Annotated in this window: 23 protein-coding genes; 10 read left to right on the forward strand and 13 right to left on the reverse strand. The window is 69.5% G+C overall.

The window, feature by feature from the left end:
- The first annotated feature begins 47 nt into the window (after positions 1 to 47).
- The 3 genes from ACZ52R_RS22365 to ACZ52R_RS22375 all read left to right on the forward strand — a co-directional run bounded on the left by ACZ52R_RS22365 (position 48) and on the right by ACZ52R_RS22375 (position 3,958).
- On the forward strand, positions 48 to 713 hold the full coding sequence (locus ACZ52R_RS22365; protein ID WP_360503724.1) for a class II aldolase/adducin family protein: 666 nt from the start codon (positions 48 to 50) through the stop codon (positions 711 to 713).
- Positions 710 to 1,150, forward strand: a complete 441-nt coding sequence (locus tag ACZ52R_RS22370; protein ID WP_360503727.1) for a carboxymuconolactone decarboxylase family protein — start codon at positions 710 to 712, stop codon at positions 1,148 to 1,150. Before ACZ52R_RS22365 ends, ACZ52R_RS22370 begins: the two co-directional genes overlap by 4 nt.
- A gap of 285 nt (positions 1,151 to 1,435) precedes the next feature.
- Positions 1,436 to 3,958, forward strand: coding sequence for a hypothetical protein (locus tag ACZ52R_RS22375; protein ID WP_465753962.1), 2,523 nt, complete (start codon positions 1,436 to 1,438; stop codon positions 3,956 to 3,958).
- A gap of 1,356 nt (positions 3,959 to 5,314) precedes the next feature.
- On the opposite strand, the gene ACZ52R_RS22380 is transcribed toward ACZ52R_RS22375, so the two are convergent.
- Positions 5,315 to 5,902 (reverse strand): DUF6939 family protein, encoded by a 588-nt coding sequence (locus tag ACZ52R_RS22380; RefSeq protein ID WP_465663004.1) that lies wholly within the window; start codon positions 5,900 to 5,902, stop codon positions 5,315 to 5,317.
- Between the two features lie 665 nt (positions 5,903 to 6,567).
- Between ACZ52R_RS22380 and ACZ52R_RS22385 the strand changes: the two genes are divergently transcribed.
- A complete protein-coding gene (locus ACZ52R_RS22385) occupies positions 6,568 to 6,828 on the forward strand; it encodes a hypothetical protein (protein WP_465624151.1) in 261 nt (86 codons plus the stop codon).
- Positions 6,829 to 7,521: 693 nt separating this feature from the next.
- The gene (locus ACZ52R_RS22390) at positions 7,522 to 7,791 is read left to right on the forward strand and encodes a hypothetical protein (protein WP_465624150.1); all 270 of its coding nucleotides are present in this window, start codon (positions 7,522 to 7,524) and stop codon (positions 7,789 to 7,791) included.
- 145 nt (positions 7,792 to 7,936) lie between these two features.
- Here the strand turns inward: ACZ52R_RS22390 and ACZ52R_RS22395 are convergent, their stop codons facing one another.
- The 3 genes from ACZ52R_RS22395 to ACZ52R_RS22405 all read right to left on the reverse strand — a co-directional run bounded on the left by ACZ52R_RS22395 (position 7,937) and on the right by ACZ52R_RS22405 (position 9,908).
- Positions 7,937 to 8,575: a nucleotidyltransferase domain-containing protein gene (locus ACZ52R_RS22395; protein ID WP_465624149.1), complete on the reverse strand. Its 639-nt coding sequence runs from the start codon at positions 8,573 to 8,575 to the stop codon at positions 7,937 to 7,939.
- Between the two features lie 378 nt (positions 8,576 to 8,953).
- Entirely contained in the window at positions 8,954 to 9,520 is a 567-nt protein-coding gene (locus ACZ52R_RS22400; RefSeq protein ID WP_465663002.1) for a hypothetical protein, read from the reverse strand.
- Positions 9,521 to 9,572: 52 nt separating this feature from the next.
- Complete coding sequence (locus ACZ52R_RS22405) at positions 9,573 to 9,908, reverse strand: hypothetical protein (protein ID WP_465624148.1); 336 nt, start codon at positions 9,906 to 9,908, stop codon at positions 9,573 to 9,575.
- Positions 9,909 to 10,581: 673 nt separating this feature from the next.
- Between ACZ52R_RS22405 and ACZ52R_RS22410 the strand changes: the two genes are divergently transcribed.
- A complete protein-coding gene (locus tag ACZ52R_RS22410) occupies positions 10,582 to 10,857 on the forward strand; it encodes a hypothetical protein (RefSeq protein ID WP_465624146.1) in 276 nt (91 codons plus the stop codon).
- 348 nt (positions 10,858 to 11,205) lie between these two features.
- Here the strand turns inward: ACZ52R_RS22410 and ACZ52R_RS22415 are convergent, their stop codons facing one another.
- Both ACZ52R_RS22415 and ACZ52R_RS22420 read right to left on the reverse strand, forming a co-directional pair.
- Positions 11,206 to 11,613 carry a Mu transposase domain-containing protein gene (locus ACZ52R_RS22415; RefSeq protein WP_465624145.1) on the reverse strand — a complete coding sequence of 136 codons (408 nt, stop codon included), beginning with the start codon at positions 11,611 to 11,613 and terminating at the stop codon, positions 11,206 to 11,208.
- Positions 11,614 to 11,658: 45 nt separating this feature from the next.
- Complete coding sequence (locus ACZ52R_RS22420) at positions 11,659 to 12,144, reverse strand: SMI1/KNR4 family protein (protein WP_465624143.1); 486 nt, start codon at positions 12,142 to 12,144, stop codon at positions 11,659 to 11,661.
- Positions 12,145 to 12,859: 715 nt separating this feature from the next.
- On the opposite strand from ACZ52R_RS22420, the gene ACZ52R_RS22425 reads away from it, so the two are divergent.
- Positions 12,860 to 13,231 carry a hypothetical protein gene (locus tag ACZ52R_RS22425; protein WP_465662998.1) on the forward strand — a complete coding sequence of 124 codons (372 nt, stop codon included), beginning with the start codon at positions 12,860 to 12,862 and terminating at the stop codon, positions 13,229 to 13,231.
- A 61-nt stretch (positions 13,232 to 13,292) separates the two neighbouring features.
- Here ACZ52R_RS22425 and ACZ52R_RS22430 read toward each other — a convergent pair whose 3' ends face one another.
- From ACZ52R_RS22430 to ACZ52R_RS22460, 7 genes are all read right to left on the reverse strand, one after another.
- On the reverse strand, positions 13,293 to 13,697 hold the full coding sequence (locus tag ACZ52R_RS22430) for a DUF6009 family protein (RefSeq protein ID WP_030240262.1): 405 nt from the start codon (positions 13,695 to 13,697) through the stop codon (positions 13,293 to 13,295).
- A complete protein-coding gene (locus ACZ52R_RS22435; protein WP_465624218.1) occupies positions 13,694 to 15,136 on the reverse strand; it encodes a DNA primase family protein in 1,443 nt (480 codons plus the stop codon). Before ACZ52R_RS22435 ends, ACZ52R_RS22430 begins: the two co-directional genes overlap by 4 nt.
- Positions 15,137 to 15,396: 260 nt before the next feature.
- Complete coding sequence (locus ACZ52R_RS22440) at positions 15,397 to 16,503, reverse strand: bifunctional DNA primase/polymerase (RefSeq protein ID WP_360503766.1); 1,107 nt, start codon at positions 16,501 to 16,503, stop codon at positions 15,397 to 15,399.
- A gap of 2,032 nt (positions 16,504 to 18,535) precedes the next feature.
- The gene (locus ACZ52R_RS22445) at positions 18,536 to 19,009 is read right to left on the reverse strand and encodes a GNAT family N-acetyltransferase (protein ID WP_465663111.1); all 474 of its coding nucleotides are present in this window, start codon (positions 19,007 to 19,009) and stop codon (positions 18,536 to 18,538) included.
- 29 nt (positions 19,010 to 19,038) lie between these two features.
- A complete protein-coding gene (locus ACZ52R_RS22450) occupies positions 19,039 to 19,458 on the reverse strand; it encodes an arsenate reductase ArsC (RefSeq protein WP_360503769.1) in 420 nt (139 codons plus the stop codon).
- Between the two features lie 82 nt (positions 19,459 to 19,540).
- Entirely contained in the window at positions 19,541 to 20,287 is a 747-nt protein-coding gene (locus ACZ52R_RS22455) for an aquaporin (protein WP_465624139.1), read from the reverse strand.
- Complete coding sequence (locus ACZ52R_RS22460) at positions 20,284 to 20,652, reverse strand: ArsR/SmtB family transcription factor (protein WP_360503774.1); 369 nt, start codon at positions 20,650 to 20,652, stop codon at positions 20,284 to 20,286. Before ACZ52R_RS22460 ends, ACZ52R_RS22455 begins: the two co-directional genes overlap by 4 nt.
- Positions 20,653 to 20,742: 90 nt before the next feature.
- On the opposite strand from ACZ52R_RS22460, the gene ACZ52R_RS22465 reads away from it, so the two are divergent.
- The 3 genes from ACZ52R_RS22465 to ACZ52R_RS22475 all read left to right on the forward strand — a co-directional run bounded on the left by ACZ52R_RS22465 (position 20,743) and on the right by ACZ52R_RS22475 (position 23,182).
- The gene (locus tag ACZ52R_RS22465) at positions 20,743 to 21,246 is read left to right on the forward strand and encodes an ArsI/CadI family heavy metal resistance metalloenzyme (RefSeq protein WP_465662996.1); all 504 of its coding nucleotides are present in this window, start codon (positions 20,743 to 20,745) and stop codon (positions 21,244 to 21,246) included.
- 272 nt (positions 21,247 to 21,518) lie between these two features.
- Positions 21,519 to 22,541, forward strand: coding sequence for a hypothetical protein (locus ACZ52R_RS22470; protein WP_465662994.1), 1,023 nt, complete (start codon positions 21,519 to 21,521; stop codon positions 22,539 to 22,541).
- 248 nt (positions 22,542 to 22,789) lie between these two features.
- Positions 22,790 to 23,182 (forward strand): nuclear transport factor 2 family protein, encoded by a 393-nt coding sequence (locus ACZ52R_RS22475; RefSeq protein WP_465624134.1) that lies wholly within the window; start codon positions 22,790 to 22,792, stop codon positions 23,180 to 23,182.
- Positions 23,183 to 23,319 lie beyond the last annotated feature (137 nt).

Below are 23,319 nucleotides of genomic sequence, written 5' to 3' on the forward strand. Positions count from 1 at the left end.
GACAGCGGCGAACGAGAGCCGCTGGCAACACACTTGGAGACACCGCCATGAGCGACAGAAACGTACGGAACGAACGGGCCGACCAACTGGTGGAAGCCGCGGAGAAGCTCTTCGCGGCCGGGGTGATGTCCCACTCCGGGCACGCCAACCTGAGCGCCAGGCTCGACGGTGAGCGCCTCCTGCTGACACCGGGATTCGTCCGCGGCCTGAGGCCCGAACAGCTGGCGACCGTCGGCTTCGACGGGCAGGTCCTCGAAGGCGAGCTGCAGTCCGTCAGCGCCGAGATCATCGCCATGCACAGCGCCGTGTACCGGGCCCGCCCCCACGTGGGCGCGATCATCCACACCCACTCGCCCTCCGCGACCGCCTTCGCCGTGGCCCACCGGCCACTGCCCTGCCGCACGGAGCCGATGCTGCGCTTCGGACAGGCCGAGGACGTCCCCGTGGTTCCCTGGGGACCGCGCGGATCGGACGTATCCGTGCGCGGCATCGCCGACGTGCTGCAGCAGCGCCCGACGACGGCCGCCGTCCTGCTGGCCAACCACGGCCTCCTGGTGTTCGGCCCGGACTCGGCGGCCACCGCCCACCTCGTGGTGGCGATCGAGGAGAGCGCCCAAGCCGAGATCGCCGCCGCGGCGATCGGCGGGGCCGTCGACTTCCCCCCGGGCGCCCAGGAGGCCGTGCGCGCCGCGATCGCGCGGGTCGCGTCATGACGGACGACACCCTCGCCTCCCGCACGGAAGCCGTACGCGACCGCTACCGCTCCACCCTCGGCACCGTTCCCGGCGGGGTCCAGGACCGGCTGCGCCTGGCCCAGGAGTTCGGCCGGCTGCCGACCGAAGAGGCGATCGCGGCACTGCGCCACATCGTGCTGACCGACAGCCCGCTGGGAGCACGCGTCCAGCAACTCGTCCACTTCGGGCAGCTGCTGGCCCTCGGCCGCCCACACCCCGCTCGGATCCACGCCCAGGGCGCACTCCACGCCGGAGCCTGCATCGCCGATCTCATCGGCGTCGCCGAGACCGCACTCATCACCGCCGGCGTGCCGGCATACGCACTCGGCACCGAGATCATCGCCGAACTCCTCCCCCACCCAGGCTCCGACGAAGAGCGACCGTCGGATCATGCGAGCGGCCCGGCCCGACTCTGACGACGTTGCCGTCCTTCCGATCCTGCGGAGTGCCAGCACGCCAGCCCGGCTGACGGTCCACCAGGCCAGGCTGGCGTGAGCAGGTCATTTCTGACCCGCGATGTCTACTGACCGTTTACTACGTCTTTTATGTTCTCGGCGTTGAATGCAGACACCGCTCAACGCGAAATCCACGACCGCCCGCAGCTATGAGCGTCTATCCGTCCGGACGAGCCATCAAAGAGCCGCCGTCCCGGTCCGCCAGAAGCCCGTCGCCCGCAGACGCCGGCCTGGCAGCATGTCGGGATGACTGAAGAGGTGCACAACCACAGCGAGGGTTCGCCTCGGAACGTGATCCAGGCGGGAAGCGTCCGCGACATCTATGTGGGCTCCGCCCCCGCTGGCGGACGGTCTGCCTTCGCTGTCAACGCCGAGAACGATGCGCTGGACGGGCTGGCCCGCGAGGTCCTGGACCAGTGGCGTGACGAGGCCAACGTCCGCGGTCTGCGAGAACGGGTTCCGATGGTGATTCCGTGGAAGCTGGACCAGGGACACCAGAGCGGGCCCGGCGAGGAGCACTCTGAGCGGGTCGGGCTCGAGGGTCTGGTCGACCGGGTCAAGACGCTCTCACTACACCAGTTGGTGATCACCGGGCCGCCCGGGGCAGGTAAGTCCTCCCTGGCTGTCCTTCTCGTCGTCGAGCTGCTGGAGGGCAGGGAGCCGGGTTCCGGGGAGGCCGTTCCGGTCGTCCTGTCGTTGTCAGGTTGGGAGCCCGAAGTCAGTCTCCAGGACTGGGTCATCAGGCGGATGAACGAGGACTACGGAGGACTCGTCCGAGGCTTCGACCAGTACGTGGTGAAGTCGCTGGTGCAGAACCGACGGATCGTTCCGGTGCTGGACGGCTTCGACGAACTACCCCCGCTGGCCCGCAAGGAGGCCGTGAAGGCGCTGAAACAAGCGTTCGGGACGAGAGATCCTCTGGTCCTGGCATCCAGACCAGAGGCCTACCAGGAGGCCGTCGACGCGGCGCCTTTCCTGCGAGGTGTTCCGGTGCTGCGCGCCTGCCCGGTCCCGCCCGAGGCCGGTAGGGCCTACCTCGCCCAGATGTGCCATCGGGACCGCATCGGATCCTGGCAGTCGCTCTTCGATGCGATGGACAGCGACCCCGAAGGGCCGGTCGCCACCACCCTCTCCTCGCCCCTGATGCTCTGGCTCGCGGGGACGGTGTACGCGCCGAAGGACGCCGATCCTCGTGAGCTGCTCGACGCGACACGGCTGCCCACGCAGACCGACATCGAGGGCCATCTCCTGGACGGGCTGATTCCGGCCGTCTGCGCGCAGGGACCACGGCCGTCCTACCTCCCCGGACCGGTGCGCCGCTGGAGGTCCGGCAGCGCGCCCGCGTACGTCCGCTACCTGGCCGGCGAACTCCACCGCCGACGCACGCAGGACATCGCCTGGTGGCAGGTGCGGAGCCCGCTGACCGAGCCTGGCGTCTGGGGCGCCGTCGTCATCATCGCCGTAGCCGTCTGCGGCACGTCTGCGAGCTATGCGATCGCGGGCCTGGCCGCCCTCCTGGGGGCTTCTCCCCCGCGGCCCGGGCTCGGGATCCCGGGCATGGGCCAGGTGCTCGGGGCCGTCGCCGCGGTCGCCATCATCGCCACGGCGTTCGGAAGGATCGTCACGCGGCACCTGTTCAGTGGCTTCGACGATCGCCCACGACGGCCGGCGCCCGGAATCAGTGGCCGCCTCCTCCTGGCAGTGTCGGCCGTCGCTACGGCAGCCGTCGGCGTGGCCCTGCCCGGCAGCATGACGGCGAACCTGTGCCTCTTCGCTCTTCCCCTGCTCGCCGGTGTGCTCCTGACCCGGTCGGCCGACTCCGAGATCGCGGCCAAGCCGAGGCAGTTGCTGCGCGACGAGCGCAGGATCGCTCTGGTCGAATCCGCAGTGGTCGCGCCGACCATCGCGGGGACCTCACTGGCGATCTTCCACTGGCTCAACGGCGATCCACTGCTCATCGGCGGCGGTCTCCTCATCGGCTGGTCGTGCTCGGCCGCAGTGCTGATAGCCCTCAGCCGATGGGGCCGCTGGACCGCCACGCGCCTCATCCTGGCGGGGCGTCGGCATCTGCCACGGGACGTTCTGGGCTTCCTCGAGGACGGCCACCAGCTGGGCGTGCTGCGACGGGTCGGCGGGATCTACCAGTTTCGGCACGCCGGGCTCAGAGAGCGGCTCGCGGGCGAGGCAGTCGGCGGGAGGCCCGGCAGTTCCGCAGGGCCACACGAGGTGGTGCTCAAGAGCAGTATGCGGAGCATCGGGGTCCTGCGAGCGTTCACATTCGACCTGTTGGCGCTGATCTCCGTGTTCCTCCTGGTGGTCTCCCCGATGTCCTCGGGCCCCGGCTTCCGTACCGACCTGCGCCAGACCTGGCTGCTACTGGTGCGGTGGTGGCCCTTACTGCTGGCTGTGCTCGGCGTCCTCGCCCTGGGGGCAATGGCCCTGCGGGCGGTGGCGACGCGGCTGCGCATCGACAGCGAGTGCGTGGAGCTCAACGACGGCCGCAGGCTACGGCTGCGGTGGGATGACGTGGCGGAGGTACGGGTGCTCAGGGTCCGATCCCGCAGGAACGTGGAGACCGGCTCCCCCACTCTGAACGTCTCGTACTGTCTCGCGATGAAGCCGGTGGCCGGACGGGAGACGCCGCGATCCCTCACGGACTCGGACGGCTGGGTGAGGGTGTGGGACCTGGGCTTCACCGAGGTGATGCCGCTCGACCTGGAGGTCGCGCTGTCCCGCTTCGCCGCCGATCGCTGGCGCCGTGACGTCTGAAAAAAACCTGAGGCCGTCACGCGCCAGGAGTGCACCGGGCCCACCCCTGGAACCGAGGACGGCTGGAGGCCCCGGCTGTCCGCCCTGATCCTCCGCACGGTGCCCTGCGGCCACACTGGACACGAGAAATTTTCCGCGGAAAATCCGAGAGCCTGCTGATCCGCTCACGATCCGGCGCCGCCCATGGGACTGGTCGGTGCCGCAATGCCGATCACCCTGACGGTCGCGGAGCAAGCGCAGTAGGTGGTGGCTGCCTGGGGCTGTCCGTCCGAATCCAGGACATCGGCAGCGCGCCGGGAGGCGTTCGCGAGCGCCTCGAGACGGAAATCCGCTGTCCGAGTACGTGCTGATGAGGTTGCCGCGCACCAGGAGCGCGGCCTCGTGGGTACCGCCCAGGCTGCGCTCACGTCGGCCTCCGCCCGTCGCCGTCCGCCGTCGGGCGACGGCGGCGGCGGCGAGCTGTCCGGCCTGGCGCGCGGCGACCGCGAGGTTGGCCCGTGCGATGACCTGGGCGCCGGGTGCGTGCCCGGGCGCTGGGGCCCGGCCGACCCAGAGGTGAGCGAGGACGGGAGGGCTGTCGAGAACGGCTTCGGCGATGCCGTGGACGAGAGGAAGACGGCCATCCCTGAGCACGGGGCGGGCCAGACCAGGAGGGTAGAGGGAGTCGGCGCGTTCGGTGGACAGGTCCCAGGCGGCAGCGCCGGTGTGGGGCTGGTGACTAGGGTCCGCCCCCTGCGGGCTGGCGGGCGGCCACGACCCAGTGAGGTCAGCGGGATCGGCCACCTCGTCCAGGACGATGAGTCATCGGCAGGACGGCCGCCCCGGTCCCCGGTTCGAGCCAGGCCAGGAACTGCCGTGCCGCCTGCTCGGCATCGGACGTGGCCTTGCCGAGAAGCTCGGCCGACCGGCGCTCCGAAATTTTCCGCAGAAAATCCGGAGTCGTCAGGGGAGCGAACTTGTCCCCGGCAGCCGACGCAACGGTGGCCGTCAAGCCGAGGCGACTGCGGGTCGGTGGCGCAGGATCTGTCGACGTCCGGACGAATCGGCACTGGCTCTGCTCGACGTCCGGGATTTTCCGCAGAAAATTCGCGAGGGCAGGGAGTCGGCTCCCCGAACCTGGGAGTACCGGGAGTGCCAGGCAATCAGTGTCGCCGGCGCCCCTCGCCCAATGCTGTCAGCCATCGTGCCCGACTCCGCGAGGCGGGACCGTTGGCCGACTGGGGCGGATCGCGGCCCCAACCTCAGCTACCCGAAGTCCCTTCAGAATTTTCTGCGGAAAATCAGTGGGTCAGTCCTGCCCATGGCTGCGAGCCCTCAGCATCCTCCGCGCACCCGGCATGTCCGACGCGGGACCACTTACGGCATGCGATCGGTGATCCCGCCGGAAGCCTCAGTCTCGTCTTCACTGGGCCAGTGCCCCTCGATGTGCAACTGGATGAGCGCGGCGTGGGAGAGCGGGCTGGTGGGATCGTTGACGTCCCCGTTGGTGGTGTAGTCCAGGAGTACGACGTTCTCCTTGCTCCTGAGCAGCTCGACCAGGTCGCCGACGCAGTGCTCGAGGATCCACCGGTAGGCCGGCAGGTAGATCCGGCGCCGAGCCGTTTCGTAGGGCAGCAGCCGCTCGCCGTGCAGACCGGCTCGGTGGCCTTGAACCGGGCCGTATCGGCTCACCGTCCGCTTCAGCCCCATCATCGTGGTGACCGCGAGCTTCGTGGGGTCGACATCGGAGTTCTGGAAGACCTTGAGGGCTTGCCAGATTCCCTCCACCGACTGGCTGGTCACACCGTCGCTATAGGGGACCGGGATGCCGCCGTGAGGATAGAACGGGCTCAACCGCACCCACGGGTCCGGTCCCTTGGAGGTAACGTCGATGATCTCGGCACCGGGGAACGCAGCGGTCAGTGAGGCCATCGAACGACGACGGCTGGCAATTCGGATCGACACCTGGCGGCCCCCTTGCTGGATGACAACAGGCCCTCAGCATCCCCGACAGCACTGACATCTCGCCCTCCATGCGCCGGATCGGCCATGGCCCTGGCACGGAAGTTTTCCGCAGAAAATTCCTGCCCACCAAGAGCCGCCTGGGCAGAGTGATCGTTCAACGCAGCCTGAGTCCCTGCCCGGCAGCCCGGGGCCCCCACAGCAATGCAGCCACCAGGATCCGCAGGATTTTCCGCGGAAAATCGGAGGGCGGAACAGAAGGAATGACGCCCGGCTCCGGGAGCGGGATCGCGTCCCTCCAGTCCGGGCTGGGTCCCCCAGCGCATCCTGCGAGCGGTGTCAGCCGATCCCAAGGGTCGCAGACGTGAGATCACCTGAAGAGCTGGGAACGACCGACTGACCGTCCCTCGGAGCCGCCTACGGCGATGGCAGCAACATCCCGGGCTCGATACGCGCCGTGTACTCCGACGACCGGGACCAGGCCCCCGCACGACCGTGTTCATGTTCTTCTGTCAGGCACTGCACCAAGCTTCGGTGTCGTCGTCCGCCGTGTCCCCTTCCGCGCACACACGGCGGTACACACCGTCCACGAGCGGGCGGCCTGCTCGCAGCTCCGGCCGGATGCGGCCTCCGTCCACCGCGGTCTCCGGTCGACTCTCACGGACCCGGTGCCCGCCATCCGCGCTGCCGCCGCCCTTGGCCCTGCTGGAACCGGCCGAGGCGTCGACGTCCTGCCACACGAGCGGTCGCGCTGGGACCTCGGCATCCTGCTCGTCGCCCTCTCCCTTTCGCTGCCGAGCACCACCCGCCCCGACCCCGCGCTCGCCGGCGACCTCCTCCCCCACGTCCCCACCGCCACCCTCGCGGGCCACCGCACCCAGACGATCTCGGTCACTCGGCGATCCACACCTCGCGACCGACCCTCCTGACCCGATCGCCGCGAGGCACTGGCCGCGCTCGCCGGCCGTACCCTCGCTCCTCCACGCCGATACCAATGCCTCGCCCTACGGCAGCCCACCCGTTCCGGCCCGGGCCGGAACGGGCTCTACGCAAGGCTTCTCCCCCGAGGACGCCCACACCCCTCCGCCCAACCCAGCGCACCTGCTTCGCCACCACCCCGCCCAGTCCCTCATCCACCGCTTCGCCGACTGAGCCTTCCAGGACGCCGAAGTCCTCGTCCTCCGGCGGAGGTCCGGACGCCGCCCTGCGCCTGCTGGAGCTCCAGCTCGCGGACAGCGCCCAGCACCTGGACGAGCAGCTGCGCAAGACGGCACGTCGCATGCTCGCCTGACGTCGCCGACGGAGGACGCCAGCTCCAGCCGGGGAGTGGGTAAGGGGCTCGGAGTCGAGTACGGCTACTCATGAACCGGCCGAACCGGGCCGCGCACACAACGAACTCTGCGGCTCGGCTCTTCAGCAGGGGCGGTCGCGGGAGAGCCGGATCACCTGGCGTACCTCTCGCTCCCGGTCCGCGTCCGCCCGGCGTGACAGCAGGCCGCGCGGAGAATTTTCTGCAGAAAATCCGAAGCCCGGCGGAGACGGACTCTGACGAAGGGGGCTGATGCCACCTGTGGGAGGTTGCCGACGATGCCGAATGGGCTCATGGGAACTACCCGTCGTTCGTGAGCGTGGTGCCGTTGCGCTTCGGCATGCGCCACCAGCAGACGGTGGCCGCCAGCTGTGACGCTCTACTACCGGGAACCGGCACCCTGGCCTGTGTGGCTGTCAACGCCCTGCAGAGTCCGCAGATATGGCTGGACACCCTGCGGTTGGTCCGGCAGGTACGGCCCGAGCTCACCCACCGGCTCTTCGACTACGTGACCGAGCAGGGCCACGGGCACGACGCGCGACTGCGTTCCGAGCAGCGAGTGGAGCGTCCGCTGACGATCTGAGACGTAGCCGGACCCGAGTTCGGCTGAGCCTGCGACGTGATCAAGAGTGTCCGGCCAGGAGGCCGAACTCGGCCGGACACCGCGGACGCTCGATCCCTGGCGTCCGGATCAATCCGGACAGCTACGCCTGACCGTCCGACACGTACTACCCCGCCAGCTCCGCCAGCCATGGGTGACCGGGGTGCACACGCTTCAGCCACCCGCTGAGGATGTCCCGCCGTGCCGGGCTCAGCAGCGGCAGGACGCCGTCGAAGTCCGCCTGATCCTTGGACCGCGCCGCCTTCGCCTTGAACAGCAGCACCAGCTCCGGCACCAGGTAGGGGATCCCCTCGGCTGTCCACTCGATGATCGTTTCGTACGGCAGCCGCAGACTCTCGTCCCGTCGGCAGATCCAGGTCCCGCCCTCGTGCGGCTCGCGGAAGACGTCGAACAGGAACTGATCGGTTGCCGGATCCCGCACCCAGGTCTGGTGTGTGGCCGCCAGCGCCTCGGCTCCCGCAGCCGGCCAGACCCGCCCCGAACCCGCCGCGTCAAACACGTACTCGGGGAAGCGGTCCCGAATCTCCGGGTATCCCGCCGCCGGCACCGCAATCTCCAGATCGCCGTGTGGCCTCGATTGCCTCCCGCGGAACAGGTCCAGCGCCCAACCTGCTGCGACACACCAGGTCACGCTGACCCCGTCCAAGCGCTTCGCGATCTGTTCCGGCCGCCATGCGTCCGCCCATCTGGCATCCAGTTCATCCGCATCGAGCACAACGCCACCGGGCGGCAGTGAGTCGGTCATCGTGACAACCTACTGCCGGCCACGGTCCAATGGCGTAGGAAACCGGTCCCGCGAGCCGGACAAGCCAGGCTCCTCCAGGCTTCCCCGGCTCCGATTTTCCGCAGAAAATCCGGGTCCGCCAGAGCTGCTTCCGAGGGCAGGTGTCCGACGGCGCGACAACGTGCTGCAGACAGTCCGAACCGCTGAGCCGCCCATGGATCTCCGAGTCTCGGAATTTTCTGCGGAAAATCCGGAGGCCGCTGCCATGGCCGGGCGCGCCCGCTCCGGCAGGGTCAGCGGTGCAGAACGTCCCCCTCCTCCGAGCCGCCGCGGTGCTCCCGGACCAGGATCTGCCCCGTCCCGAGAGGCACAAGGCAGTCCGCGTCACGCGGATTCAGATCAGCGAGATCTGCGGGAAACGGGAAGCCGGTCCCGACATGCGCCGGGTCGAAGGCCAGGCTCCCCCACACACCACTGCCGCAGTCCGACAGCCGGAACTCGTCGACGCCGGCAAGCGCTCGGAGTCCTGCCAGCGCACAGGGACCACACATCCGGCCACCCACGCATGTATTGACCCGCCGGGTTGTTGACACGGCTGATGGGTGGCTGCCCGCCGAGTTCGGTCGGATTGTGGCTGCGGCGAATGATCTGACGGCCGCCCGGGACCATAGAGGTGTTCCGGATGTTGCTGTCGGAATCGGTGCGCGGGACGAACCAGTACGCCATGTGGATGCCGACCCGCCAGTACGGGTCGAAGCCCTCGGGGAGGGTCGCCCGGCGGATGCGTGATCCCTGTCCGTCGGCGCCGACCAGGAGGTCGAACTCGCCGGACGACCCGTCGGAGAAGTGCGCGACGACCTTGTGCTCGTCCTGCTCGAAACCGTCCACGGTCTTGCCGACGACGTACTCAGCGTTGTGCCAAAGCCGTCGCGCCCCCAGGCCGAGGTCGAGCACCTCCATGTTCACCTGCCCCGAATCCTGAGAGCACCGGGTCGTGATCAGCGGTTTGGTCGATTGCTCAGCCGTCCGCCTCGAACCACGACCCGATGTTGTTCAACATGAAGTCGTTCTTCCAGCTGGGCTCCCTCTTCGCCCAGCCGAGCATGGCCGCGATGACCCTGTCACGCGAGACCGTTCGGGTCTGATGGTGCTCTGCTGGAATCCCGTCCCGGTACTCCAGCTGGAACGTGTTGTCCTCACGCATCCAGACCTGGACATACCAGTCGCCGGACTCCTCATCGAGGCGCTCAAGAATCAAGGAACCGCCACGTTGAAGGTTGGCCACCGTCGAGCTGATCGCTGACTCCGACGGGCGCTCGACCAGCACGACCGCGCCACTTCGCATCACAAGCATCCCGAGATCATCCCCCTAGCCCCTGACAACCCGAAGTCCGTACGGCCCGTAGTCCACACGGGCCGTACCAGGAGCCGAGTGAGTCCGCGGGGTGCGGCTTCCTCTCCTCGGGCGGCCGGTTGGACGGCCTGGACACCGGTGATGCCGACCGTCCCAGGCCACGGAATTTTCCGCGGAAAATCGTCCGGCCAGATCCTAGAACGATCCCGGTAGACGACGGGGGAGTGGCCCGGGGAAGCAACCCCAGGGCGTCCAACGCCGAGCACAGCATGGTTCGGCTCCGCTGCTCGGGAACCGGCGGGCGCAGGCCAGACACCCCTGGGTCGGCACCAGACCAGCCAGTACCGTACGGGGACGATCTTCGGGGGCGATCTGGTGCCGCCGATACTGCTGGTGGACGTGGATGGGCCGTTGATACCGAATGCGGCGAAGCCATACCGGCGTCCCGAAGGCTACGAGACGCACCCCTGATGACCCCACGGTGCCTCGTCAAACGCGGCGCCCGAGGTCGCGGCGACCGCCGGCCGGGGCCTGCGATCTGTGCCGTGCCGACGCATGGTCGGTGGCGCTGTCATTCATGACGGTGGTGCTCTTCCTGATCGCAGCCCGCGCGGATTCCCGCGCCGACCGAGTGGGTGTTCGTGCTGTCATGGGGGTCGGATAGGTTGCCTGGATGACTGCCATGGACCCGCTGGTGCCCATCCTCGCCGGGCTGGTCATCGACACCGTCTGGTTCCTCGACAGCTGCGAGGACGACGAGGTGGACCCCGACTCCGCGGTGAAGACGATGGAGAGCGTGGCCGGAGTGCTGCAGCAACTTCCGCACGACCAACGCGACCGGTTCCTACGGACGCTCACGAACCTCGCCGAAGCCGAGCCGAACCCGCAGCGGCGGGAGTTCCTGGAGTCATTCCCCTCCGCCTGCGGCCTGGTCGCGGACGAGGTCTGAACCTGGTCGGGTCGAGCCAGCCGCGGCTCCGTTCGCCCCGAACCCGGACCAGGCGGAGGTGCCCGGCTGCTGGCTGGGTGTCTCGCTGTGGCGTGCTCGCCCCGGTGGCCCAGGATCGACAGGAGGTTGCCCTCGGCGAAGCGGCAGAGTCGCCGCCATACCGAGCGCTCGGTCGACGTCGGCGCTGCCGTGCCGTATGACCAGCGCGATGGCGTTGGCCATCTTCGCCCGATCCGGCGGGTGTCAGCCCCCGCGACCTCGATCAGTCACGCCGCTCCCGGGCCGATGGCCAGGAACTGAGCCGCGGCCGGGTTGGTCGGCTTCGGCGTGCGCTCGCCGCGCGGGGCGTCAGGGTAGTGCTCGTCGGCGATCCGCGGGTTGCCCGGGGTGGGTCGGGCGTGGCGGGCGACCCGGACCACGCTGCCCCGCGACCACGGCGGTCACGATCAGGTCCTCGCCGTGAAAACGGACCCGGACGCTGTCCTCGACAAGCTTGTGTGGCACCGAGTAGCGCACCGAGTTGACCGAGATCGTGGAGTCCTTGCCCACCCGTCGGCTTTCGCCGAACGCGGCGGTGAACGGCTGCTCGGGCACCGGTGGCAGCCGCAGTCTCTCCTCGGCCAGCAGCTCGGCTGGGATCCGGCGGGTCTCGCGGTAGACCCGGCCGTGACCTCGGGCATGAAGGTCTCGCAAGGCTTCCTGCGGCTCGGCGAAGTCGCCGTACCCGCCTCTCAGGTTCACCGCGGTGGGCACCACGTCCCGTCCCATTGGCGATCCGAACCGTCGATTTCTGACTGCTGATCAATGTGTCCGGGGCCGAGGCCATTCGCTGTCCGAGGGCACACCGTCCGGCCAGGCGAAGCGCAGTTCGCCGTCCATCGCGGCAGCCAACCACTGGGCCAGGTTGACGCCCTGGGGCCGGCAGTCACCTTCGGCGTTGGACCACATCGCGCCGTCCGGGTCGCGGAAGTCGATCATCGACCACATCGTGCAGCCCCAGTCGTAGAGCGGCACCACTCCGGCAGGCACTCCACCGGTGGGGTCCGGTCCGTGCTCATAGGACTCCGCAATGTGCTCGTCCCGCTGCCCCACGTCGACCGGCAGTACCCCGTCCAGGGGGCCGAAGCCGCCGTTGGACACCTCGGTGTACAGGCGCCGCAGAAGCGGGGGACAGACGAATCCGATGACACGTTCCGCCTCGGCAACCGCCTCGTGCGGGGCGGGCGGGGGAGCCTGCCGGTCTCGTGCGATCCTCCGGCAGGCTTCGACGATCTCGTCATCGGTCACCGGGGGATCGTAGTGGCCGGATCGGACAGCCGGGGCCCGTCACTCCGCGACGGAATCCCGGGGGCAGGGTTGGCCGCCGCGCTGTCGCAGATGCCCAGCAACGGAACCTCGGTGCCGGCCCTTCACAGGCTCTGCTTCTCCCACCTGACCGGCAACCTGATTCAGCCACCGCAGGCCCTCCGAGGCGGTAGTCCCAGCGCATCGACGAGGGTGACGTCTGTTGCTTCCAGCGATGCACGTCGAGTCGCTTGAAGCCTGGGTCGTCGAGCTGAGCAAGGCGCTCCCAGCCCCGCGTCGTGGGCCGGGACGGGGCACGAGGGCGCCGTCATGCGGGGGGTGGTCGTGGTCGTCGCCGTCGCGCACGACCCGGACGTGGAGAAGCCGCCGTACGTCTTGGTTGGCCCGGACCAGGGGCGCCGGTCTCGCCGATGTGGCGGTTCGTCGCGCGTGGCGCCGAGCAGGTGGACGCCCTCGGGCGCGGGCAGTCCCCCGGCTAGGCTAAAGCCGCACGTCAATGGCCGTGAGCGGCGGCCGGGGGAGGTTATGGGCAGTGGAGACGATGGGCGAGCTGGAGGAGCTGCGGGCGCGGGTGGCGGCGCTGGAGGCGGAGGTCGGGCGTCTGCGCGAGGAGTCTGCGGCAACGCACACGAAGACGAGGCCTGCGAAGACGAGGCGCGCGACGACGACAACGTCGCCGGCAGAGACAGCGACGACAGTGACGACCGCGACACCAACGGCGACAGCGGCGCCCGGCCAGGACGGTACGGAGGCCCGCTCCACTGCGGCTGACGGCTCCTCCGCGAACGACCGCACCCGGGTGCCGGACGTCGTCTCCACGGACCGGATCGAGCCGCGCCAGTCGATGACCTGCCTCGCCGACGCCGTCGGCGTCATGGTCTCCGACCAGGCCGAGCAGACCCGCGAGCAAAAACCCGAGCAAGACCCCGAGCAGACCCGGGTGCTGCGGGCCCACGCCCGGACTCCGGAAAGCCGGAGCAGCACGCTCGTCCAGCACAGCCGGTTCCTGGAGAGCCTCCTGGCAGGCCAGGCGGTCCTCCAGGAGGAACGGCGCCCGGAGGGCCGCTGAGCACTACGGCGGTGGGGGCTACCCGAAAACACGGGCAGCCCCCACCGCCGCTCGGCAGGACTCAGGCCTTCGGAAGCGTTATCCCCAACTCGAGCATCGCCGGGGAGGCCGGGCCGCCCTCGGAGCGCTCGGTCTTGTAGCCCTTGACGCCCGGGGCGACGGTACGCGGGTCGACGGCCTCGGAGGGGGCGCCGGTGGAGTACAGGCCGTCCGGGTCCTGGTCGCGGTCGTGGGGGAGGAGCCAGAAGACGCGCCGGCGGAAGGTGCCGGAGGCGCGGGAGGACTTCGCGTCGGGGCCGAGGATGGCGTAGCCGACCATGCGGCCGTCGCGGTGGTACGCGGGGCGGCCGCGGCGGGTCGTGAGGCGGTCCAGCGACTGACGGACGTAGTCGAGGTCGGAGGTGTCCTCCAGCCAGACGAGGTCGGTTTCGTGGGCGAGCTCGGCCGGGTCGATCAGCGCGCTCACGCGTTCTGCTCCTCTGTGTCGTCGGTGATCAGGCCGATGCCCGGGTAGTACTTGCGGCTGTTGGACAGGACCATCTCCTTGGGAGAGGTCATACCCAGTGTCTCGCGGACTCGTGCGGCGAAGGCACGCCCGGATACGGGATTGGCGCCCTCGAACCCGCACCAACGGGTGTAGGCGCCGAAGAGCTGGGATTGTTCGGCGCGCATGCCCTCGCCGGTGACGCACGCCTCCTTGAGGAAGCGGCCGACGTGGTCCTCGGTCTCCGCGTAGGCGGTGGTGGCGACCTGGACGCGTTGGGGGCCGGCGAGGTCCTTCTCACCGGCGAAGTAGCGGCGGGCGCCGTCGATGAGCCAGGCGAGGATGCCGGGGCCCTCCTCGGCGACGAGGACGTGCGCCAGGTTGTCGATCTTGCGTTCCTCGGGGACGACCCGTTCGAACGGGATCAGGCGCATGCGCCGCCAGAAGGCGAAGCCGCCGGTACCGACCTCGGGGCGGTGGTTGCCGAGCAGCCAGAGCTTGTGGGTGGGCTCGAAGGAGAAGAAGTCCTGGCGCATCCGGCGGGCCTTGATCTTGTCGCCGCCGGTGAGGAGCTTGACCCGGGCCTCGTCGAAGCGGTCGCCGGGCTTGAGCTCGGAGCAGACGATGATGCGGCGGCCGTGGAGCTCGGCAAGGTCGGTGGGGTGGCCGTCGAAGGTCTTGGCCATGAGGAAGCCGGGCGGGGCCGCGTCCGCGTAGTCGCCGAGGAGCTGGATCATGACGTCGAGGAGGACGGACTTGCCGTTCTTGCCCTGGCCGTAGAGGAAGGGCATGACCTGGGCGCCGACGTCGCCGCTGATGGAGTAGCCGAGCAGCAGGTGGAGGAAGTCGCGGGTCTGGCGGCCTTCCTGGTCGTCACCGAAGGTGTCGGTGAGGAAGCGGTTCCAGCGCGGGGTGGGCATCCGGGCGGGGGCGAGGGTGGTGGAGCGGGAGTGGTGGTGGACCTGCGGGTCGGGCGGCGCGATGGCACCGGTGCGCAGGTCGACCACGCCGCCGGGGGTGCACAGGGCGTAGGCGTCGGCGTCGAGGAGGGCGGCGTTGAGGACCATGCCGGGGGCGGACTTGGCCTGGGCGAGCATGGCGTTCATGCCGGAGGTGGACAGGGCGCGGCGGCGGTGCCGGCGCAGGTCGGTGTTGGTGTAGACGCCGCGCGGGTCGTGGGTCGCGACGCTCTCCGCCATCTCGCCGGCGGCCCACAGGACGGTGTCGTCCTCGTCGAGCTGCCAGCGGTGGGTGGACCAGCGGTACCAGCCGATGCCGGGGACGTGACGGTAGTCGCGCCCGTAGAGGTGGACGAAGAGCTTGGCGTTGCCGCGGTCGGAAAGCGAGTCGGGCAGCAGGCCGTGGGCACTCGCCTGCGGTCCCGCATGGGGGCCCGTCTGGGAGCCCGCTTGGGGGCCCATGAGGGCCTCGGCGGGCTGGACGGGCTGGACGGGCTGGGCTACCGCTGCGCTCTGTGTGGTGTGTGTGGTGTGTGTGGTGTGGAAGGGCTGGGTCGGCTGGGCGGGCGCCTGGGAGGCCTCGGCGGGGGCGTCCAGGAGGCTTTCCTGGACGGCGGCGCCGTGCCAGGGGGCCTGCGAGGGGCCGGGGACCGGCGGGTATTCCAGGATCTGCTGGGCTGCGGCCACGGGGTCGAAGACCGTCCTCTTGCGGGTGCTGTCGGTCATCCGCGGGCCTTCCCGATGTGCAGGGGCTGCCGGGCGCCGGCGGCGAGGCCGGAACGGATGACGGCGGAGCTTTGCCGGTCCTGGGTGGGACGGGCGGTGCGGGCGGCGTCGAGGAGGAGCCGCTCGGCGGTGGTGTGCGTCAGGTGCCCGGCGGAGACGAGGCCTCCGACGGTGTAGGCGGCGCGGTTGAGCTTGCCGGTGAAGCCTGCGCCCTCGGGGGTGGTGGCGCAGTCGGTGACGTCCTGCAGAACGGTGTCGAGGACGCGTTCGGCTCCGCGCTTACCGCCGCCGGCGGCCACGACGGCCTGGCGGGCACGGTCGGGTACGGGGGCCGGGACGGCCGCCGGCTTGGGCTCCTGCTTGTCCTTGAGGTGCCCGGTGCGGACTAGTTCCTCGCCGAGCCACCGGGGGAGCGGGGCGGGGGTTCTGGCTCCGGGCAGGACCGTGTAGGTGCCGGCGCTCGTCGTGGTGCCGGGAGCGACGATGTAGCCGCCGTGGGCACGGACGTCGACCTGCCAGGCCAGGGCCCGCCCGGTGGAGGAGCCGGTTGAGCAGGTGAAGCGGTGGTTGGCGTCATCCAGGTACCAGATGTGCAGGCCGCCGGAGGGCGTGCGCACACGCAGCGTGGACGTGTCCTCGGCGGGGGCGGGGGAGCGACGGAGGGCCGCGAGCAGCGCGAGCGTGTGGTAGCCGTTCTCCAGGCCCTCCAGGTCGACGTGCTCGTGGATCGGGATCCCCGGCAGGATCCGGTCCCGGGCAGGCACGGCACCGGGGTGACTGTCGACGTCGATGACGACCAGGCCCGCAGGGCCACAGGCGACACCGATGCCGAAGTCGGGGTTGGTCTGCCACCAGGCGGTGATGACGTCCTGGTCGAGGGTGGCGGCATGGAAGCCGTGGCACCAGCGACCGAACCGGGAACAGGCGCACTCGGCGGGAGAGTGCGGGGATTCCTGGCACGGCTGACAGTTGGCGGGCGGCGTTTTGCGCCCCGGAGCCAGCGGATGGACCGGCCAGCCCTGGGAAGCGCACCACCGGGCAACGGCCAGCGCATCCGGCTGGCGGCCCGTTCGGTCGCTCCCCACGGCCTGCGGCGCCGTCACGCTGGTCCCTCCCCCTTGGTTCAGTAGCTGCTTCAGCTGCTTCAGTCGCTCGGTAGCTGCCCGACTTTCGGTCGCTCGTTCAGTAGCTGAGGGCAAAAAGCCAGGTCAGGGCACTGGCAAACGCCGGATCAGCGACTGAAGCGACCGAAGTCCAGAAGATAGCTCACACAGACTATCGGAGCGAGGACGTACGCACCCGGAGTGGCGGACCTTACGCGGAAACTCAGCGACCGAACCCTGGGGCAGCGACCGAGTCGCTTTGGTCGCTGTTTTCGGTCCGCCGACGTTTTCGCAGGTCAAAACCGGTTTTCAAGCCAAACAGCGACTGAAGCGACTGTAGCTCGGGTCTATAACGCGCACACGCACACGGGAATGTCTTCATATACCCAACCTTGAGTCGCTTCAGTCGCTTCTTGGGTGGGTACAACGCCTCTGACCTGGGATTTTGTCCAGCGACTGAAGCCCAGCGACCGTAGCTACCGAGTCTCTCGCGCCCGGTCGCTCGGCGTGTCGCGCGTGTCAGGACTGTCTGAAGGTCCGGAGTTCGGTCGCTTGAGTCGCTTCGGTAGCTCCCGGTCAATGGGGGAGTGGCGGAGCCCTGTCGTGGAGTCCTCTCGACCCTCCCGCGCTTGCTGCGCGGAGAAGTCCCTTCCTTGAGTCGCTTGAGTCGCTTCGGTAGCTCCCCCCAAGCCGGGCGGGGAGATCGGCTGGAACGCGCGTGGCGCCAGGCTTCCACCGTCTCGGCGCCGGGCACCTGACGCCGGCAGCGACCGAAGCGACTCTGCCCCGGGGTTGGACTGCTGCCCCACTGCAGGAGCGCTTTTGCCCTGCAGGGGGACAGGCCGCGTAGCGGCCCTAGGCGTCTGACCCGGGGAAACGTGCCCCTCACCGTGCCGAGGAAAGAAGCGACCGAACTCAGTGAGCCCGGATCCGTTGCCCTTCGGTCGCTCTTGGTCGCTCTCGGTCGCTCTCGGTCGCTGGCATCCGGAGAGCGACCGAAGCCCGCCCCAGGACAGGCGTGACCTTTCCGTTCCACAGTCGTTGTTCACGCGGATCTGCTGGGCATGGATCGTCTCCCCGACCGACCGGGGCGACGGCAAACGCTTTCCTCGGTGGTAAGGGCTTTGCGGATGGGCGTCATGCTGGGCGTGGTGGTGCTGACGACGGGCGATCGAAAACGGGAGCTGTCCCGCGCTCCTGGACTCGGTGACCCCCGGGAGAGCGATGCTGTGACGGCTTACTGCCCCGCACCGACATCTTCCGTTTGGTCCGGGAAGCCTGCGAGCAGGGTCCCGCCTCGGTGTGGTCGGCTTCCGGGGCGGCGCCGAGGACGACACACTCGGCGCCGGTACGTCCCACGTCTGGGCACGAGCGCCCCACTAAAGCCCGGGGAGGTCACCACCTGCCTTGGTGGCCACGACCAGCCAGAGCTGCATTACCCGGCCCAGGGCTGAACGCCTACTACATCCACGCGACCCGGCCCTACCTTGTGTCCCCGCTGCCCGGCTCCTGATCAGAGCTGGGCACCACAGCCGGGCGGTACCGACAGCGGGCTGACAGACCGGGGGAGTGGCGACCGCAGGCGGATGCCCGAATCCTGTAAGCCCACTCTCTGTCTCGGGGAGGCGCTCGGATTTTCCGCCGAAAATCCGGTGCACGGGCGGCGACACCGGCGGCCTCACCCGGCCGTTCCGGCACCCCAAAGGCAGCCCGTGCGGGCTGCGGCTTCGCCCGGTGCGGGCCGGGCGAAGCGGTCGAACGGTGGCAGCGTGCGAGACACCATGGGACGTCGCTCTACTCCTGACGTCTGTCCGGCACCGTCGACGCCCTCGAAGCCGCCGCACCCACACCCTGACCCACACCCTGACCCACGGTCGGCCCCTGGCTGGCAGCCGGCTGGCACCCGGTCGACGCCCGTTTGCCAGGCCCCGTTGGCGACGCGCACCTCGCGCACCCGCGTATCCCGCGCGCATCCCGCTTGCGCCGCCAACATCGGCCCCGACCCGGTCGGCTCGTGGTCGGACTGCAGCGATCAGCGCACGATCGGGCTGCGGCGCTCGACGAGGACGACGTCGCGCCAGAGGCCGTGGTGTCGGCCGAGTCGCTCGCGGGTCCCGATGACCCGGAACCCGGCCTTGGCGTGCAGGACGAGGCTGGCGGTGTTCTCCGGGAAGATCCCGGATTGGAGGGTCCAGATCCCCGCCTGCTCGGTCGAGGCGATCAGTGCCTGAAGGAGGGCGGCGCCGACGCCTCGGCCGCGGGCGTCGGGATGGACATAGACGGAGTGCTCGACCACGCCGGCATACGCGCATCGGTCGGAGACCGGCGCGACCGCCGCCCAACCCAGTACCCCGCCGTCCTGGTCGAGGGCGACCAGGCGGTGGTCGGGCAGGCGGGCGCTGTCGAACGTCTCCCAGGTGGGGGCGGTGGTCTCGAACGTCGCGTCGCCGCCGTCGATGCCGAGCTGGTAGATCGCCAGGACCTGGTCGGCGTGCTCGGGCAGCATGCCGGTGATCCGCACCGGCCCGGCGGCCGTCACGGCTGGGCCTGGATGCCGAGGTCGCTGAGCAGGCCGCGGATGCGGCGCTCGATCTCGTCGCGGATCGGGCGGACGGCCTCGACGCCCTGGCCGGCCGGATCCTCCAGCTTCCAGTCCAGGTACTTCTTGCCGGGGAAGTACGGGCAGGCGTCGCCGCAGCCCATGGTGATCACCACGTCGGAGGCCTGCACCGCCTCGGTGGTGAGGATCTTCGGGGTCTCGGCGGAGATGTCGATGCCGACCTCGCGCAGGGCCTCGACCACGGCCGGGTTCACGGTTCCGGCGGGGGCGGAGCCGGCCGAGCGGACCTCGACCCGCTCGCCGCCGAGGCGGGTGAGGAAGGCGGCGGCCATCTGGGAGCGGCCGGCGTTGTGCACGCAGACGAACAACACGGAGGGGACGGCGGGATCACTCACAGGATGTCCTTGATCGGGAACGTCGGGAACAGCGGGAACAGCGGGGATGTCGGAACGACGGGAACGTCGGGGCGGGCAGTGCTCAGCGGCCGGAGGCGGCCGGGTGATGGTCGCCATGCGGGACGACGACGTCCTCGGCGGCCGGGGTCGGGCGGCCGAACAGCAGCGCGACCAGTGTGATGCCGGCCACCAGGCCGACCAGCTGGGCGGCGATGAACGGCAGCACCGAGGCGGGGGCGATCCCGGCGAAGGTGTCGGTGAAGGCCCGGCCGATCGTCACCGCCGGGTTGGCGAAGCTGGTCGAGGACGTGAACCAGTACGCCGAGCCGATGAACGCGGCGACCGCGACCGGGGCGAAGTGCGCGCGACCGGCCCGGGCCAGGCCGAAGATCAGCAGGACCAGACCGGCGGTCGCCACGACCTCGCCCAGCCACAGGTGCGGTGCCCACCGGGCATGGGTCGACCAGTGCACGAGCGGCTCGGCGAACATCGCGTCCGCGAGCACCGCCCCGCCGATCGCGCCGGAGACCTGGGCCAGGGCGTAGGCCGCGACCTCGCGCAGGCCGGGCCCTTCCCCGCTGCGGCGGCCGGTCCACCAGGCGGCCAGGGTGACCACAGGGTTGAAGTGGGCGCCGGAGACCGGGCCGAGCAGGGCGATCAGTACGCCGAGGCCGAACACGGTCGCGAGGGAGTTGGCCAGCAGCTGCACGCCGACGTCCTGGGACAGTTTGGTGGCCTGGATGCCGGAGCCGACCACGATCGCGACCAGCGCGCCGGTCCCGACGAACTCGACGGCCGTCCGGCGGCCCAGCGGGGCGAGCTCGGTCATCTCGCGCCTGCCGGAGCCTCGAGGAGCGAGGAGAGACGGGCCAGGGCTGCGGGCAGCACCCAGTAGTAGACCCAGGTCCCCCGGCGCTCGGAACCGACCAGCCCGGCTTCACGCAGCACCTTCAGGTGGTGGGAGATCGTCGGCTGGGACACGTCGAACGGGCCGGTCAGGTCGCAGACGCAGGCCTCGCCGCCCTCGTGCGAGGCGATCAGTGACAGCAGCCGCAGCCGCACCGGGTCGGAGAGGGCCTTGAACATCCTGGCCAGATCAACAGCGGCTTCCTCGCCCAGCGGCTCGCGGACCATCGGCGAGCAGCACGCGGCCGCGTCGTCCTGGCCGAGCACCGGCAGTTCCAGATTCGACATGTGTCTATGTTGACAGTCATCTAATCCAGTGGCAACGTCATCCATATCGATAACCGTCGAATCAAGGACCCGGATCGGGGAGAACCGCCCATGTCCCGCGTTCAGCTCGCCCTGCGCGTCGCCGACCTCGAAGGCTCCATCGCCTTCTACTCCAAACTGTTCGGCACCGAGCCGGCCAAGCGCCGCCCCGGCTACGCCAACTTCGCCATCACCGAGCCCCCGCTCAAGCTCGTCCTCATCGAGGGCGAGGCCGGCGAGGACACCCGCCTGGACCACCTCGGCATCGAGGTCGAGAACACCGAGCAGGTCACCGCCGCCACCGCCCGACTGCAGGACGCCGGCCTGGCCACCTTCGAGGAGAACGACACGTCCTGCTGCTACGCCCTCCAGGACAAGACCTGGGTGCACGGCCCCGGCAAGGAGCCCTGGGAGGTCTACGTCGTTAAAGCCGACGCCGGCACCCTCGGCAAGAGCGCCACCACCGGCGGCCACGCCTGCTGCACCAGCAGCGGGCAGGATGCCGAGCCGGCCGCCGCCGCGGTGGCCGCCGCCGAGTCGGCCACTGCCGCGGCAGCATGCGCCTGCGGCAGCTGAGCAGGCGTCAGATCGCCGGCGGGAATCCCGCGAACCCGTTGGTCCCTGGCCCCATACGGTCACCAGAGACCGGCGGATTCGTGCTGTCAGCCCTCCCGGACTCCGTGAACGGATCGCCGAGCTTCAGGCGCTCATGCTGGAACAGCAGCCGCCTGCATCCGTCCGCCATCTCCGCCCTCTTCAGGGGGCCACTCCGTCGTAGCGAAGGCTCCTGAGGAGGCTGTCAGTGCCCTGTGCTTGGATACGGCACCGGCGTCGGAAAAGGGGAAGACATGACGCGTACGACACCGCCGCGGCCGCTGGATGTCGAGATGGCGTTTCCGGAGCTGGCCAGCCTGGCAAAGACGGCCACCCGTCTGCACCCAAGCCCGGGTGCACCAACCGTCCATGACAGTTCGGTGGGCGGGCCGCTGCTGTGGCCGGCGGACGAGCCCTGGCCGGAGTACGGGTCGGAGTACCCGCCCTACCGGCCGATGACGACGCTTGCGGATGTTCGCGCGCTGCGGGCCCTGCTCACCCAGGCATGGTCCCGACCTCGGGGGCCCCGGGAGAACCTCCTGGCTGCGCAGGAGAAGGAAGCGGTGGACCGGATCCATGCCAAGCATGCCCCGGAGATGCTGCCTCCGGGGCCGCTGCCGCTGATTCCGCTCGTGCAGCTCTACGCCCGGGACGTGCCCGGATTGCCGTTCCCGGAGGGGACTGACCTGCTGCAGGTGTTGTGGGAGCCGTCCGCGGAGATTGAAGGGTGCTCCGAAGCCGTGCAGCTGAGGTGGCGGCTGGCTTCGGGGGTCCGGGAAGTCCTGACCAGTCCTCCTGAGCCCGCCTATGTCGAGTGCAGTGACCACGTGCCGGAGCCATGCCGACTCCACCCGGAGCCGGTGCGTGAGTTCCCTCCCCATCAGAACCTTGACGAGAAACTCGCGGAGCGCTTGGACCACTGGTGCGCGCAGCAGTCGGTGAGTTACCGAAGCGACCTGTCCGTCGCTCCCGGATGGAAGGCAGGTGGGTGGCCGGCGAACTTCACCTTCCGCGATCCGGCGGACTCCGACGAACTGCCGTGCGGCGAGTGCGGCGGGCCGGTGGAGGCGCTGCTCACCATCGACGGCACCGAGTGGGACGGAGCCACTGGCAGCTGGCGTCCGATCGAGACGGGCGAGGACGCGGAGAAGCCGGCTGGGCATCCGTACCGGACCCTGCGGGAACCAACGATGGTGACCATCGGACGCGGCTACACCCTGCAGTTCTACAACTGCGTCAGCACGCCGTCCCACCTACCGCGCACGATCATGCAGTAGCGCAGACCCAGCTAAGGCTGTCCCGTAGGCCGTGCTTCGGCTGACGGTGACAGGGCACAGGTCGACAAATTGGTGGCAGGCTGACCGTCGGTACGAGACGATCACGACGTGCATGGCCCTGCTCTTGCCGGACGCGCCTGGATGCGTTGCGCGGTGGTGGTGCCGTGCTGACATCGGATCGATGCTCGGTCTGGCGCTTTCCGCGCCGGCCGGAGAGGACGCGTGTGTCGCTCGCTCTTGAAGATCGCTTGGCCATCACCGAACTGGTCTCGTTGCACGGCCACCTCGTTGACGACGGAAGCCTTGACCGGTTGGAGGAGTTGTTCACCACCGATGTGGTCTACGACCTCACCGACTTCGGCCAGGAGCCACTGTCCGGGGTGGCAGCTATCCGAGAAGCGGCATGGGCACTGGGAGCGGCCAACCCTGTCGCACATCACGTCACCAACGTCGTCGTCACGGCGTCGGCGGATGGCCGGGTGCAGGTCCGTTCCAAAGGGCTTGGCATCAAAGCGGACGGCTCCTGCGGTTCCGTCTCCTACGACGACACCGTCGTGCGCACCGCTGACGGCTGGCGGATCAGCCATCGCAAGGTGTCGCCACGCCGAACTCCCTTGGGCGGGATGATAAAGCTGGGCTGACCAGGTACATCCCGCCTGGTCCCAACCGGTGAGGACGAGATTGTGCAGGCGGCCGATGCCGAGCATGGCGTGGTGGACACGTGGTGAACTACTCGGCTGGCTCGCCACCAAGGCCGGCGATTGTCACCGTCGCTTCG

This window comes from Kitasatospora sp. NPDC034023, assembly GCF_055575795.1.